This window comes from Streptomyces xylophagus (genome assembly GCF_000716435.1).
Classification (GTDB): Bacteria; Actinomycetota; Actinomycetes; order Streptomycetales; family Streptomycetaceae; genus Streptomyces; species Streptomyces xylophagus.
Genome location: NZ_JNWO01000003.1, coordinates 471,650 through 485,778 on the forward strand (window position 1 = coordinate 471,650; position 14,129 = coordinate 485,778).

Genomic DNA, 14,129 nt, shown 5'->3' on the forward strand with positions numbered 1-14,129 from the left:
AACGTGTTCGGTGGTATCCCTCCGACACGGCGGACGCGGGACTTGGAGGTGAAGCTGCTGCGGCTCATCTCGCCCGATCCGGGCGGGACTTGGCACCATCTGAAACCCTCAGTGGCAGCGCCGGCTCAGCCAAGAACTGGGCGCCGTGGACCCGGTGGAGTTCCGCCGTTGCTGCTGGTCCGGCGGAACCACTTCCTCTTCGACTTCGGCAAGACCCGCCTGGAGCCCGGCGATTGGTATCTGCTGAGCCCGCATCTGATCCACCGTGACGAGCAGGTCTGGAAGCAGCAGGACGTGTTCGACCCGGACCGTTTCCTGCCGGGCGCGCCGCACGGGCCGGCGGACCGTACCTGTTATGTGCGTCGGCGCGAACATCGGCACCGTCCAACTGATGGGCCTTTGCCATCTGTTGTGCACCCGGTACCACCTGACCCTCGACCGCCCGAGGATCTCACCACGGCTCTGCGCTTCACCTCGCCCTGCGCCGGCCAAGATCGTCGTCTGTCCCGGAAGTCCCGCGAAATTGTCCGTGATCCGTAACAGAGGGATCCTTCCGCTCGTTTATACCGTCCTGACGAATGCACGGAATCGGGCAACAGAACAGGGAACAGGGCGGACATGGCGCGGCATGGCGGGCGGGGATGGTACGGCCGGGTACTCGCGGCGGCGGTCGGGGTGACGGCGGTGGCGGCGGCCACCTCCGTGTGGACCGCGCAGGCCGGAGTCGTCGACGCGCAGCGGAATGGAGCCAACGCCCGCCCCGGCGCGTCGAGTTCGGCGCCGGCCCGGGTGACGACCGTGTCGGAGGAGATCGTGCACGCCTCCGACAAGGGCGCGCGGGGCGTCAACATCACCATCGACGACGGGCCGGACCCGACCTGGACGCCCGAGGTGCTCCAAGTCCTGCGGGAGTACGGCGTGAAGGCCACTTTCTGCATGGTGGGCACGCAGGCCGAGGCCCACCCGGACCTGGTCAAGGCGGTGGTGGCGGCCGGGCACCGGCTGTGCGACCACACCGTCTCGCACGACACCACGATGGACAAGAAGTCCGAGGCCTATCAGTCGAAGGAGATCCTGGACGCCGCCAGCATGATCACCAAGGCGTCCGGGGGTGTCCGCCCGGAGTACTACCGGGCGCCGGGCGGCGCCTTCACGCCGTACAGCCGACACCTCGCCGCCTCGCAGGGGATGCGCCCGCTGGGCTGGAATGTCGACTCCAAGGACTTCGAACTCCCGGGCACCGGCGCCATCATCACCACCGTCAAGTCCGAACTGCCCAACGGGCCGACCATCTTGTTCCACGACGCCGGCGGCGACCGCTCCGAGACCGTGGCCGCCCTGCGCGAGATCCTGCCGTGGCTGAAGCAGCAGGGGTATTCGTTCGGGTTCCCGGTGCGCTGAACGGCACGTTGAACGGTTCGCCGAATGGGCGGTCGCCGCTTTTCAGGTGGCGAATATGTGTGGGAAATGTGGTAACGGTCCGCGAGGTGGCGGTATTTAAGCGTGTCAGTGCCGATTCGCGCTGCTGTCTGTTCCTGATGAAGGCTTGCGGCGATATCAGGCGTGCAGTAACTACGTGATACATGAACCTGTTCAACCGTGCTGCGCCCCTCCGCCGCCCGGCACCCCCCGCCGCTCCGCGACGTCCGGCCGCCCCACCGGCTTTCACCTCGTCCGGCCTGCCCGATCCCGCTCTGGCGGCGCTGACCGGGGAGTGGATGATCGACCCCGCGCACAGCCGGATCGGCTTCTCCGTCCGGCATGCCATGGTGACGACCGTGCGCGGCTCTTTCGCCGAATACAAAAGCCGGCTCTACTTCGACGGCCGCAATCCCGCCCGTTCGCAGGCCGAGATCGTGGTGTCCACCGGAAGCGTCGACACCGGCGTGGAACAACGCGACGCGCACTTGGTCGGCCGTGACTTCCTGGACTCCGCGAACTTCCCGCGGATGCGGTTCGCCAGCACCGCGGTGCAAATGGCGGGCAACGATGTCTACCGCATGCTCGGCGACCTCACCATCAAGGACACGACCCGTCCCGTCGTCCTGGAACTCACCTACATCGGCCACGTCACCGACCCGTTCGGCTACGAGCGCGTGGGCTTCGACGGGACCACCACCATCGACCGCTCCGACTGGGGTCTGACCTACGACTCCCGACTGGCCGAGGGCGGTGCGATGGTGAGCGAGAAGGTACGCCTCCAGTTTGACATCGCTGCGATCCGTACGATGCCGGCCGCCTGAAGGAACGTTTGCTCGCCCGGACGCCGTGTTGCTGCGTGCCGGGCGAGTCGTGTGTTTCCGTTGCGCGGCCTCGCTACCGGGTGACGAGACGGCCGCCGACGATCGTGTGGACGGGGTTCAGGTCGCGCAGGGCGTCGTCGGAGCAGAGCGCGGGGTCCTGGTCCCAGACGGTGAGGTCGGCGAGGCGGCCCGGGGTGAGGGTGCCGCGCAGGTCCTGATCGCCGCACAGGCGGGCCGCGTTGACGGTGTGCAGGGTGACGGCCTCGTCGTAGGTGATGGCGTGTTCGGGGCCCTTGACGCCGATGACGGTCTGGCGGGTGGTCATGCCCCAGACGGAGCGCATCGCGCCGAACTGGCCTACGGGGAAGTCCGATCCGGCGCTGACCTGGGCACCCAGGTCGATCCAGCCGCGGGCGGGGAAGAGCCGGGCGACGCGTTCCGGGCCCCAGAAGCCTTCCTCCACCTCGGCGGTGTCGTGCAGGAGCGGCTGCTGGATGGTGACGGGGATGCCCAACTCGACGGCGCGGGCGCGCTGTTCGGGTCCTGCCAGGCCACCGTGCTCCATCACCAGCGTGCCGTCGGGCAGGCCGGGGTTGCGGGCGAGGACGCGTTCGTAGACGTCCAGGAGGGTGCGGACCGCGCGGTCGCCGTAGGCGTGGGTGCCGACCCGCCAGCCGCGCCGGACCACGGACTCGACGGCCTCGACCAGTGCGTCGGGCTCCCAGATCAGGGTGCCGGAGAAGGCGTGGTCACAGGCGTACGGCTCCTCGGTGGCGCCGGCCTCCAACCCGCCGTCGAGGCCGAACTTCACGCCCCACACCCGCAGCCACGGGTCGGAGTCGTCGCGCCAGTCCTCCATGACGTCGAGGAGGTCCTCCACCTGGGCCGCACTGGTCATGCCGAGCGCCGAGATCAGGGTCCGAATCCGGGTGCTGAGCGCCCCTGCCTCGCGGGCGGCACGGAGCACGGCGTAGTCCTCGGGGGTGACCGCGCAGTCGCGCACGGTGCCGATGCCAGTGGCGGCGTACTGAGCGGAGCCAAGGCGCAGTCCGTCGACGCGCCGGGTCCGGTCCGGGGCCGGGACCAGACGCTCCACCAGTCCCATGGCGTTGTCGATCAGCCGCCCGTCGAGCCTGCCGTCGGCACCGCGGCCGATGACACCGCCCGGCGGCACGGGGGTGTCCTCGGTGATGCCTGCCAGGCGCAGCGCGTAGGTGTTGACGACGTCGTTGTGGCCGCCGCGCTTGACCAGGACCGGGTGCCGGTCGGTCGCCCGGTCGAGCTCGGCCGCGGTGGGCATGCGGCGCTCGGCCAGGTTGAGTTCCTGCCAGTTGGTGGTGGTGCGGATCCACTCGCCCTCGGGGGTGGTCCTGGCCCGTTGCCGGATCAGGTCCAGGAACTCGGGGATGTCGTGGGCCTGGTGGACGGGCACGTCGTGCGCGCCGAGCGCGGCGTAGATGAGGTGGGTGTGGGTGTCGTCGAAGGCCGGCAGTACCGTGGCGCCGGGCAGATCGTGCACCGTGGTGCGCGCGCTCACCCAGTGGTCGAGTCCGTTCGGGTCGGGCGAGAGGGCGGCGATGCGGTCGCCGCGCACGGCGATCGCCCGCTGCGGTGCCTGGCCGGGCACCTGTGTGTGGATCGCACCGGCCCGGATCACCAGATCGGCCCCGTGATCAGTCATCGTTCTCTCCTACTTCCTGCACGACATCCGCTGACCAGGCTGTTGTACGGCTGATCAGCTGGTTCACGCATATTCAGTGGCTTATGAAGCAGGAAACACGTCACAGTAGCGGCCAAAAATGGAGATCATGCGCCAATCCTTCAGCATCGGCATCACGTCCCTGTCGAACGACGGGCAAGCGCACGGACCTCGTCCGCCACTCCGGACCATGATTGACAAGGCGATTCCGCAACGGTTGTCATGAGCACATGCAGAGATGCCTGAACGTGCCGCGGAAGTACGGTCATTGACCGGGCGCCGCGAGCTGCTCGACGCCGCCCGGGCCGAGTTGACGAACCGTCACGGAGTACTGCTGTACGGTCCCGCCGGGATCGGCAAGTCCGTGCTCGTCGCCGCCCTCGTGGCGTCCTCGGCCGCGCATGTCCAGCCGTCCGGAACGGTGTTGCACTGCTCGCCCGCCGAGGGGGACGCCCGGCTCCCGTTCGCCGGCCTCGTCGACCTGTTCGCACGGGTGCCGGAGAGCTGCCTGGACGCGCTGGCGCCTGAGCCCCAAGTGGCGTTGCGGGCAGCCCTGTTGCGCGGCCGGGAACCGGGCGGTGACCGCGACCGGCTCGCGATCCGCGTCGCCGTGCTCGAAGTGCTGCGCGCCCTCGCCGCCACCGGCCCCGTGCTGCTGGTCCTCGACGGCCTCCAGTGGCTCGACCGGCCCACCGTCGAGGTGCTCGCCTTCGTCGTACGCCGTGTCCAAGGCCTGGACGTACGAGTCGTGGCCGCCGAGCGGGTGGCCGAGGGCGAGCAGCCCGAACGGCCGCACTGCTGCCCGCCCGGCAGCGTCGAACTGCCCGTGCCGCCCTTGACGGACGACGAGGTGGCGCAGCTTCTGCACACAGACATACCACCGGCGGTACTGCGCGCCGTCCAGGACGCCGCCGCCGGAAACCCTTGGTACGCACTGGAGTTGGGGCGGACCGCCCCGAACGACGCGGCCGCCGTCGGCCTCGGCCGCACGCTGCCCGTACCCCGAAGGCTGCGCACCCTGCTCCTGGACCAGGTGCGTTCGATGCCGGAATCCGCGCGCCGCACCCTCCTCGTCACGAGCGCCGCCGCCCATCCCACTCTCACCGTGCTGCGCACCGCCGGGCTCCACGACCCCGCCGCCGACCTCGCGGAAGCCGAACGGCTCGGTGTCGCGGCGGCCGACGCCGATGGAACCGTACGTTTCCGGCATCCGCTGATCCGGGCCGCCGTGTACGCCGACGCGACAGAGCACGGCCGTCGGCAGGCGCACGCCCTGCTGGCCGACGCGGTCACCGAGCCCGTGGAGCGGGCCCGGCACCTCGCGCTCGCCCACCCGTACGAGGACGAGACCACCGCCCGCACGCTGATGGCCGCGGCCGAGCACGCCCGGCGCGACGGCGCGCCCGACGCCGCCTTCGAACTGGCCAGGCTCGCGGCCCGGCGCACTCCCGGCGAACGTCCAGTACAACGCGCCGACCGGTTGTTGGCGGCGGCCGAATACGCGTGTGACGCAGGGCAGTTGGAGGAGGCGGGGCAGGCCGCCGAGACCGTGCTCGCCGGGTCGGGGTCCGCGCGGCAGCGGGTGCGGGCGCGGCTGGTCCTGCTGCGCAATGCCGGGCAGGCGTTGAAGGGCGCGCACGCCCTGATCGAGGAAGGGCTCCGGGATGCCGACGGCGACCCGGAGGCCGAGGCGTGGTTGCACCACTGGGCAGCTGTACGGGGCCTGCTGTGCGGGGAGTTGGAGGACGCGGCCCGGCATGCCCGGCGCGCCGCACGGCAGGCGGCCTTGGCAGGCGACACCGACACCCGGATCGGGGCGCTCGCCACTCTCGCCCGGGTGCGCTCCCTGGGCGGTGAACCGGTCGCGGCCGACACCGCGTTGGAGGAGGCCCTCGCGCTGACCGGCGGCGCCGACGCGGGCCCGGAGAGCTGGGGGCTGATCCGGATGCGGGCGATCCTCGCCCTGGACTCCGACAAGGTCACCGAGGCCCAGGAGAGGGTCGCTCAACTCCTCTCGGAAATAGGGGAGTTCGCCGGGGTCGAGGAATTCATGGCGACCCTGGTGGCACTCACCCGTATCCAAGTGCGCGCCGGGTACTGCCGGGAGGCGCTGCACACCGCCGCCCGCTGCACGCGTGCCGTGGCCGAGACCGGCGTACAGGCTGCTCCCGCGCTGTACGCGGCAGCGCTCGCGGCGACCGCCGGCGGCACTGCCGACGAGGCCCGCCACCTCGCCGAGCAGGCGGTGCGGGCCTCGGAGGCGGACGGCGACCGGCTGTTCCTGCTGCGCGCGCTGGCGGTGCTGGGGCAGGCCGAGTTGCTCGTCGGCGACCCGCGGGGAGCTGCCGCCGCGGTCGAGGCGCTGCAGCGCGTCAAGGAACTCGGCGCCGCCATGTCCGCCGCCGATCCGCCCCTGCTGCACTGGTACAGCGACCTGGCCGAAGCCCTCGTCGTGCTGGGCGAGACGGACGCGGCCGGGACGGTGATCGACGAGGCCCGCGCACGGGTGTCCGGCGACGCGCCCGGCAGCGTACTGGCCGCGCTGGAACGGGCGGAGGGACTGCGCGAGGCCGGTCTCGGCCGGGCGAAGGAGGGGGCGGTACGACTGCGGACCGCCGTGGACCGGCTGCGCCAACTCCCGTTGCCCGTCGACCTGGTACGCACCCTGATCGCACTCGGTGCCGTCGAACGCCGGGCCCGCCACCGGAACGCGGCACGGACAGCCCTCGGCGAGGCGCTGGAGACGGCGACGCACATCGGTGCCGTTCCGCTGGCCGCGCGGGCCGGGGACGAACTGGCCCGTCTGGAGGCCGGTGACCGGGACGGTGAGGGGCGCCCCGAACTCACGCCCACGGAAGCCAGGGTCGCCGAACTGGTCGGCGGCGGGGCCACCAACCGGGAGGTCGCGGCGGAGCTGTTCATCAGCGTCAAGACGGTGGAGGGCACCCTGTCGCGGGTCTACCGCAAGGTGGGTGTCCGCTCGCGGACCGCGCTCGCCCACGCGATGGCGGTCGCCGTCATCGCCTCCGGCGCGGCGACCGTGAGCGTCGGCGACGACGACCAACAGCAGCCCACCGCCCAGCCCGTGACGATTAGTCAGCCCGGTCGCATCCGGGCTCCTCGCGCGCTCCGCACCCGCCGCTGACCTGTCATCCGCGGTTCATGTGACATCCGCAGTTAACACGCGACGCAAGGGTTCCCCCGCTTATGCGGGTGGGGCTGATGTTCCTACGGTGAAGCCGTTCCGCTTCCGGGACAGCAACCCCCCACTCCTCGGAGGACCTCAGTGACGTCACGCCTGAAACTGGTCGGTCTGATCGCGGTACCGGCCCTCCTCGCCGCCGCCGTCCCCAGCGCCTACGCCGCCGCCCAGCCGCACACAACTCGCGCCGCCATCGCGGGAGATGTCCTCAAGGGCCTCAACCACGACGCGGCCCGCACCGGCGCCGTCTCCGCGTCGAAGCGGATATCGGTGGCCATCAGCCTGACGCCCAGAAACGCCAAGGCGCTGGACACGTTCATCGCCAACGTCAGTAACCCGAGGTCGAGTTCGTACGGCCACTATCTGACGAAGGCTCAGTTCGCGGCCCGGTTCGGCCGCACCGACGCCGAGGTCAAGCAGGTCAAGGAGTTCCTGCGCGCCCAGGGGCTCACCGTCGGCAAGGTCCACTCGGGCAACCTGCTGGTCGACGCCAGCGGCACCGCCGCCCAACTGGAGAAGGCCTTCGGCACCAAGCTGTCGACGTGGAAGGACGCCAAGTCGGGCCGCGCGTTCTACGCCAACGAGACCGCGCCGACCCTGCCGACCGGCATCGCCGGCCTCGTCAGCGACGTCACCGGCCTCAACAACCGCGCCCAGCTGCACCACCAGGCGACCCACACCGTCGCCCCGCGCAACGGCCCGGGCGGCGGCTACACCCCGGCGCAGCTCAAGGGCGGCTACAACGTCTCCGGTACGTACACCGGCAGCGGCCAGAAGATCGCGCTGCTGGAGTTCGACGGCTTCGCGCAGTCCAACATCACCAAGTACGACACCAACTACAGCCTGGGCTCCCCCACCCCGACCGTCTCGAAGGTGGACGGCGGCTCGGGCGCGCTCGGTGACGGTCAGGTCGAGGTCGAGCTGGACATCGAGGTCCTGCACGCGATCGCCCCCAAGGCGAACGTCACCGTCTTCGAGGGCCCCAACTCCGACGCCGGTGAGGTCGACACCTACCAGGCCATCGTCGACAGCGGCATCCCGACCACCTCGATCAGCTGGGGTGCCTCCGAGAGCCAGCGCACCACCTCCAACATCAACGCCGTGGACGCCGTGTTCAAGGCGGGCGCGGCCGAGGGCCTCGGCTTCTACGCGGCCTCCGGCGACGACGGCTCGGACGACGCGGGCGACGGCACGACCACGGTCGACTACCCGGCCTCCGACCCGTACGTCACCGGCGTCGGCGGCACCAAGCTGACCGTCACCTCCGCCAACGCCTTCAGCAAGGAAGTGGCCTGGTCCGGCGGTGGCGGCGGCAAGTCCTCCGTCTTCAAGATCCCCAGCTGGCAGACCGCGGTGCAGAAGAGCGCCGGTGGCGGCTACCGCCAGGTCCCGGACGTCTCGGCACACGCCAACCCCAGCCCCGGCGTCTCCATCTACTCGCAGGGCACCTGGACCTCGGTCGGCGGCACCAGCGCCGCCGCGCCCGAGTGGGCGGCCTTCGGCGCGCTCTACAACCAGCAGGCCGCGGCGGCCGGCAAGGCCAACCTCGGCTTCGCCAACCCCGCGCTCTACGCGGCGAGCGGCACCGGCTTCCACGACATCACCAGTGGCAGCAACGGCGCCTACTCCGCCACCACCGGCTGGGACTTCACCAGCGGTTGGGGCTCGTACAACGCGGCGACCCTGGCGACGAAGCTGCTCGGCTGACCTACAGCAGCAGGAAAGAGCGGGCCGGGATCATCCCCGGCCCGCTCTTCGCGTCACTGGAACTTGGCCTTGCCGGGGCCCTCTTCGACGAAGCTCCGCATCCCACGCTCACGGTCCTCGGTCGCGAACAGCCCCGCGAACCACGTCCGTTCGACCGCCAACCCGGTCTCGATGTCCGTCTCCAGACCGGTGTCGATCGCTTCCTTCGCGGCACGAAGTGCGATCGCCGGGCCCTGCGCGAGCTTCGCCGCCCACGCATGGGCTTCCGTGTACACCTCGGCGGCAGGGGCCAGTCGGTCGACGAGACCCAGCGCGAGCGCCTCGTCCGCCTTGACCATCCGGCCCGTGAAGATCAGGTCCTTCGCCTTCGAAGGACCGATCAGACGCGCCAGCCGCTGCGTGCCGCCCGCGCCCGGAATCAGCCCGAGCAGAATCTCCGGCTGCCCGAGCTTCGCGTTGTCCGCCGCGATACGGAAGTCCGCGCACAGCGCCAACTCACAACCCCCGCCCAGCGCATAGCCCGTGATCGCCGCGACCACCGGCTTGGGGATACGGGCCACCGCGGTGAACGACTCCTGCAACGCCCGCGACCGTACGACCATCGCCGCGTGGTCCATGCGCTGCATCTCCTTGATGTCCGCACCCGCGGCGAACACCTTCTCCCCGCCGTAGACCACCACGGCGCGCACGTCGTCGCGACGGGTCGCCTCCTCGGCGAGTGCGCGCAGGCCGTCCTGTGTGGCGGTGTCCAGCGCGTTCATCGGCGGGCGGTCGAGGCGGATCGTGCCGACGCCCTCGGCGACTTCGAGTCGAAGTGTCATGGCCCGCCTCAGCTGTCGTAGTCGACGGCGAGTGTGTCGGACACGGGGAAGGTCTGGCAGGTGAGGACGTAGCCGGCGTCGACCTCGGCGGGTTCGAGGGCGTAGTTGCGCCGCATGTCCGCGGTCCCGTCGGTGACGAGGGCGCGGCAGGTGCCGCAGACGCCGCCCTTGCAGGCGAAGGGGAGGTCGGGGCGGGTCTTCTGGGCGCCGTCGAGGATCGAAGTGTCCTTGTGCAGCGCGGAGTTGGTGGTGCGACCGTCGAGTGTGATGCTCACCTGGCTGACGGGGCCGTCGTAGGCCTTGTCGATGTGTTCGTTGGTCCGTACGGGCTCGTCGTCGGCGTAGAACAGTTCCTGGTGGACGCGTTCGGCGGGGACGCCGAGTCCGGCGAGGACCTGTTGGGCGTCGCGGACCATGCCGTGCGGGCCGCACAGCCACCAGTGGTCGGCGGTGTCCACGTCCACGAGGGCGTCGACGAGCGCGGTGAGCCGGTCGGCGTCGAGGCGGCCGGAGAGGATCTCCGCCTCGCGCGGTTCGCGGGACAGGATGTGCGCGAGCTGAAAGCGGCCGGGGTGCAGGTCCTTCAGGTCGGCGAGGTCGTCGGCGAACATCACGGTGTCGCTGCGCCGGTTGCCGTAGAAGAGCGTGACGCGGGAACGGGTGTCGGCGGCGAGGACGGACTCCGCGATGGACAGCATCGGGGTGATTCCGGAACCGGCGGCGATCAGGACATGGTGGCCGGGGAGGGTCAGGTCGGGGGTGAAGGCGCCGGTGGGGGCCATCACCTCGACGGTGTCTCCGGGGCGCACGTCGTTGACCAGCCAGGAGGAGAACAGGCCGCCGGGGACGACCCGCACGCCGATGCGGGGGCGCGCGCCCGCCGGGGAGCAGATGGAGTACGAGCGCCGTTCGTCGCGGCCCTCGACCTCGCGGCGGAGCGTGAGCGACTGGCCGGGCCGGTACGCGAACTCCTCGGCGAGATGGTCGGGGATGTCGAAGCTGATGGCGGCAGCGTCCTCGCACAACGACTCGACGGCGGCGACCCGCAGGGCGTGGAAGGCCGGCCGGCGACGCGCCGGGCGGGCGGGGGTGGTGGGGGCCGGGGCGGTCACTGGTCCACCGTCCTTTTCGCGAGCGGGAGTTGGGGGCGCGCCGCAGGGGCGGCCTGGGGGCTTGCCACGGGCGGGAGCTGACGGCTCTCCGGGCGCGGGAGTCGGGGGCGCGCCACGAGCGGAAGCTGAGAACCGACCGCAGGCAGAAGCCGACGGCTCACCGCGACGCCAAGCCGAGGACTCGCCACGGACGAGAGCCGCCCGCCTTCCGCGAGCGGAACCCGGCGACGCACCACAGACGGAAGCCGAGAACCCACCGCAGGCCGAAGCCCGCGGCTCACCGCGACGCCAAGCCGAGGACTCGCCACAGACGAGAGCCGGCCACTCTCCGCGAGCGGAAGTCGGGGGCGCGCCACGAGCGGAAGCTGAGAACCGACCGCAGGCAGAAGCCGACGGCTCGCCACGACGGCAAGCCGAGGACTCGCCACGGACGAGAGCCGCCCGCCTTCCGCGAGCGGAACCCAGCGACGCACCACAGACGGAAGCCGAGAACCCACCGCAGGCCGAAGCCCGCGGCTCACCGCGACGCCAAGCCGAGGACTCGCCACAGACGAGAGCCGACCGCTCTCCGCGAGCGGGAGTCGGGGGCGCGCCACGGGCGGGAGTTGAAGCCTCGCCGCAGGTGGAGGTGGCGGGCTCGCCGCGAGCAGGCCTTGGGGGCTCGCCATCAGATCTCCTTGACGTACTCGAACGGCTCGCGGCAGGCGCGGCACCGCCACAGGGCTTTGCAGGAGGTCGCGGCGAAGTGCGAGGTCTCCTCGGTGTCCGTCGCTCCGCAGCGCGGGCAGGACACCGTACGGCGGGTCGGCGACAGTGTGAGCGTGAGCGGACCGCGCGGGGCGGCACCGGGCGGGGCGATGCCGTGTTCGGCGAGGCTGCGGCGGCCCTCGGGGGTGATCCAGTCGGTGGTCCACGGCGGGTCGAGGACCGTACGGATCTCCACGCGTGCGAATCCGGCGTCCCGCAGCCGCGCGGACACCTCGGCGCGCATCTCGGCCATCGCGGGGCAGCCGGAGTAGGTGGGCGTCAGGCTCGCGACGACCGTGCCGTCCGCGCCGATCTCCACTCCGCGCAGGACACCGAGGTCGGCGAGGGTGAGCATGGGCATCTCGGGGTCCGGGACCTGCGCGGCGATGTTCCAGGCGCGCCGCGAGTCGATCAGGGTGGTCACCATGTCGCCTCCGGGTGGGCGCGGGCCACGCTCTGGAGTTCGGCCAGCAGCGGGGCGAGGTGGTCCGTGTGGTCTCCGTCCCGGCCGTGCCCGGGAACCGGTGTCGGCTCGGGGAGCACGAGCCCGGCCGCGTCGGTGACCTGGCGGAGCACGGCCAGCACCTCGGACCTCAACTCCCCTGCCCCGGCGAAGAGTTCATTCTCGTCCCCCGCGAAGAGTTCGTCCACGTACGGCGCGATGGCGGCCAGCGCGTCCTTCATCCGCCGCTGCGACTCCTCCGTGCCGTCGCCCAGCCGGACGACCCACTCGGCGGCGTACTGCCGGTGGTACGCAAGCTCCTTGACGCCCTTGGCGGCGATGGCGGCCAGTACCGGGTCCGGTGTGGTGACGGCGAGGCGCTCGAAGACGGCCAGCCGCCAGGAGGACAGCACCAGCAGCCGGGTGAGGGAGAACGCGAAGTCTCCGTTGGGGAGTTCGGCCAGCCGTACGTTGCGGAAGTCGTCGGCGTCGCGGAAGTAGGCGTACGCGTCCTCGCCGCGTCCGGTGCCGTCGACCTGGCCGGCACGGGCGTAGAGCAGGCGGGTCTGGCCGAGGAGGTCGAGCCCGATGTTGGCCAGTGCCACCTCCTCCTCCAACTCGGGTGCGGCGGTGCACCATTGGGCCAGCCGCTGCGCGCTGACGAGGGCGTCGTCACCAAGTGCCAAGCAATACGAGGCCAGTTGAGCGGAGTCCGTTCCCTCCGGCACGGTCTCGTCGACGCCGTGCAGCGGGTCCTCGAAGCCGGTGCCGAACGCCCAGCGGGCGTCGCTGTCGTCGTGCCCCTCGGCCAGGGACAGATAGACGTGGTCGTCACTCATTCCCTGCTCCTAGATGTGGGGGACGTCGTCGGGGATGTCGTAGAAGGTCGGGTGGCGGTAGACCTTGTCGGCGCTCGGCGCGAAGAACGGGTCCTTCTCGTCGCGGGTCGAGGCGGCGATGTGCTCCGAGCGCACGACCCAGATGGACACGCCCTCGTTGCGCCGCGTGTAGAGGTCGCGGGCATGGGTGAGCGCCATGGCGTCGTCGGCGGCGTGCAGCGAGCCGACGTGGACGTGGTTCAGGCCGCGCTTTCCGCGGACGAACACCTCGTACAGGGGCCAGTCCTGCGTCATGCCGCCGCTCCTTCGCTCTTCTTCGTACGGGCGGCCTGCTTGGCCGCGTGGGCGGTGGCCGCCTCCCGGACCCAGGCACCCTCCTCGTGGGCGGCCCGGCGGCGGGAGACCCGCTCGGCGTTGCGCGGTCCGTCGCCGCTGATCACTCGCTGCAACTCGGACCAGTCGGGGGTGCCGAAGTCGTGGTGCCCGCGCTCCTCGTTCCAGCTCAACTCCGGGTCGGGCAGGGTGACTCCGAGCTTCTCCGCCTGCGGAACCGTCATGTCGACGAACCGCTGACGCAGTTCGTCGTTGCTGTGCCGCTTGATCTTCCAGGCCATGGAACGCGCCGAGTTGGGCGAATCGTCGTCGGGCGGGCCGAACATCATCAACGACGGCCACCACCAACGGTCCACGGCGTCCTGGACCATGGCCCGCTGACCGTCCGTGCCGCGCATCATCGTCAGCAGCAGCTCATAGCCCTGGCGCTGGTGGAAGGACTCCTCCTTGCACACCCGCACCATGGCCCGCGCGTACGGCCCGTACGAGCAGCGGCACAGCGGCACCTGGTTGCAGATCGCCGCGCCGTCCACGAACCAGCCGATCACGCCGACGTCGGCGAAGGTCGGCGTCGGGTAGTTGAAGATCGACGAGTACTTCTGCCGGCCCTCGATCAGCGCGTCGGTCAGCTCCGCGCGGTCCGCGCCCAAGGTCTCGGCGGCCGAGTACAGATACAGTCCGTGTCCGGCCTCGTCCTGCACCTTGGCGAAGAGGATCGCCTTGCGGCGCAGGGAGGGGGCGCGGGTGATCCAGTCGCCCTCCGGCTGCATCCCGATGATCTCCGAGTGGGCGTGCTGCGCGATCTGCCGGATCAACGTCCTGCGATAACCGTCGGGCATCCAGTCGCGGGGCTCGATCCGCTGGTCCTTCGCGATCGTGGCATCGAACTGCTCCGAGAGCCGCGCTTCGTCCCAGCCGGCGGCTGACGCCTCCGTGCCTGTGCTGGTCATCGACACACCAACTTCCCTACCGACCATTCGTTCG

Annotated in this window: 12 protein-coding genes; 5 read left to right on the forward strand and 7 right to left on the reverse strand. The window is 70.9% G+C overall.

Going from position 1 to position 14,129, the window contains the following annotated elements; genetic code table 11:
• Window positions 1-168 precede the first annotated feature (168 nt).
• The 3 genes from OO70_RS52210 to OO70_RS09215 all read left to right on the forward strand — a co-directional run bounded on the left by OO70_RS52210 (window position 169) and on the right by OO70_RS09215 (window position 2,243).
• A complete protein-coding gene (locus tag OO70_RS52210) occupies window positions 169-540 on the forward strand; it encodes a cytochrome P450 (RefSeq protein ID WP_234336795.1) in 372 nt (123 codons plus the stop codon).
• Between the two features lie 78 nt (window positions 541-618).
• Window positions 619-1,401 (forward strand): polysaccharide deacetylase family protein, encoded by a 783-nt coding sequence (locus tag OO70_RS09210; protein ID WP_043666610.1) that lies wholly within the window; start codon window positions 619-621, stop codon window positions 1,399-1,401.
• A gap of 182 nt (window positions 1,402-1,583) precedes the next feature.
• Entirely contained in the window at window positions 1,584-2,243 is a 660-nt protein-coding gene (locus tag OO70_RS09215; RefSeq protein ID WP_043666613.1) for a YceI family protein, read from the forward strand.
• Between the two features lie 73 nt (window positions 2,244-2,316).
• On the opposite strand, the gene OO70_RS09220 is transcribed toward OO70_RS09215, so the two are convergent.
• Window positions 2,317-3,924, reverse strand: coding sequence for an amidohydrolase (locus OO70_RS09220; RefSeq protein WP_043666618.1), 1,608 nt, complete (start codon window positions 3,922-3,924; stop codon window positions 2,317-2,319).
• A gap of 256 nt (window positions 3,925-4,180) precedes the next feature.
• Between OO70_RS09220 and OO70_RS09225 the strand changes: the two genes are divergently transcribed.
• Together OO70_RS09225 and OO70_RS09230 are read left to right on the forward strand one after the other, a co-directional pair.
• The gene (locus OO70_RS09225) at window positions 4,181-7,087 is read left to right on the forward strand and encodes a helix-turn-helix transcriptional regulator (protein WP_043666621.1); all 2,907 of its coding nucleotides are present in this window, start codon (window positions 4,181-4,183) and stop codon (window positions 7,085-7,087) included.
• 141 nt (window positions 7,088-7,228) lie between these two features.
• A complete protein-coding gene (locus OO70_RS09230; protein WP_043666624.1) occupies window positions 7,229-8,851 on the forward strand; it encodes a S53 family peptidase in 1,623 nt (540 codons plus the stop codon).
• 53 nt (window positions 8,852-8,904) lie between these two features.
• Here OO70_RS09230 and OO70_RS09235 read toward each other — a convergent pair whose 3' ends face one another.
• From OO70_RS09235 to paaA, 6 genes are all read right to left on the reverse strand, one after another.
• On the reverse strand, window positions 8,905-9,672 hold the full coding sequence (locus OO70_RS09235; protein WP_043666627.1) for an enoyl-CoA hydratase/isomerase family protein: 768 nt from the start codon (window positions 9,670-9,672) through the stop codon (window positions 8,905-8,907).
• Between the two features lie 8 nt (window positions 9,673-9,680).
• Window positions 9,681-10,784, reverse strand: a complete 1,104-nt coding sequence (gene paaE / locus OO70_RS09240) for a 1,2-phenylacetyl-CoA epoxidase subunit PaaE (protein ID WP_043666630.1) — start codon at window positions 10,782-10,784, stop codon at window positions 9,681-9,683.
• A 667-nt stretch (window positions 10,785-11,451) separates the two neighbouring features.
• The gene (gene paaD / locus OO70_RS09245) at window positions 11,452-11,958 is read right to left on the reverse strand and encodes a 1,2-phenylacetyl-CoA epoxidase subunit PaaD (protein ID WP_043666633.1); all 507 of its coding nucleotides are present in this window, start codon (window positions 11,956-11,958) and stop codon (window positions 11,452-11,454) included.
• A complete protein-coding gene (gene paaC / locus OO70_RS09250; RefSeq protein WP_043666636.1) occupies window positions 11,952-12,812 on the reverse strand; it encodes a 1,2-phenylacetyl-CoA epoxidase subunit PaaC in 861 nt (286 codons plus the stop codon). The genes paaD and paaC overlap by 7 nt, the downstream gene beginning before the upstream one ends.
• A 9-nt stretch (window positions 12,813-12,821) precedes the next feature.
• Window positions 12,822-13,106, reverse strand: coding sequence for a 1,2-phenylacetyl-CoA epoxidase subunit PaaB (paaB, locus tag OO70_RS09255; protein WP_019075091.1), 285 nt, complete (start codon window positions 13,104-13,106; stop codon window positions 12,822-12,824).
• Complete coding sequence (gene paaA, locus OO70_RS09260) at window positions 13,103-14,095, reverse strand: 1,2-phenylacetyl-CoA epoxidase subunit PaaA (RefSeq protein WP_043666642.1); 993 nt, start codon at window positions 14,093-14,095, stop codon at window positions 13,103-13,105. Before paaA ends, paaB begins: the two co-directional genes overlap by 4 nt.
• Window positions 14,096-14,129: the final 34 nt, after the last annotated feature.

What these genes read in the sequence shown, in the direction of transcription:
- OO70_RS09210 (WP_043666610.1), top strand. Translation starts at nt 619, where the DNA reads ATGGCGCGGCATGGCGGGCGGGGATGGTACGGCCGGGTACTCGCGGCG.
- paaB (WP_019075091.1), bottom strand. Translation starts at nt 13,106, where the DNA reads ATGACGCAGGACTGGCCCCTGTACGAGGTGTTCGTCCGCGGAAAGCGC.
- paaA (WP_043666642.1), bottom strand. Translation starts at nt 14,095, where the DNA reads ATGACCAGCACAGGCACGGAGGCGTCAGCCGCCGGCTGGGACGAAGCG.
- paaC (WP_043666636.1), bottom strand. Translation starts at nt 12,812, where the DNA reads ATGAGTGACGACCACGTCTATCTGTCCCTGGCCGAGGGGCACGACGAC.
- OO70_RS09235 (WP_043666627.1), bottom strand. Translation starts at nt 9,672, where the DNA reads ATGACACTTCGACTCGAAGTCGCCGAGGGCGTCGGCACGATCCGCCTC.
- OO70_RS09220 (WP_043666618.1), bottom strand. Translation starts at nt 3,924, where the DNA reads ATGACTGATCACGGGGCCGATCTGGTGATCCGGGCCGGTGCGATCCAC.
- OO70_RS09225 (WP_043666621.1), top strand. Translation starts at nt 4,181, where the DNA reads ATGCCTGAACGTGCCGCGGAAGTACGGTCATTGACCGGGCGCCGCGAG.
- OO70_RS09215 (WP_043666613.1), top strand. Translation starts at nt 1,584, where the DNA reads ATGAACCTGTTCAACCGTGCTGCGCCCCTCCGCCGCCCGGCACCCCCC.
- paaD (WP_043666633.1), bottom strand. Translation starts at nt 11,958, where the DNA reads ATGGTGACCACCCTGATCGACTCGCGGCGCGCCTGGAACATCGCCGCG.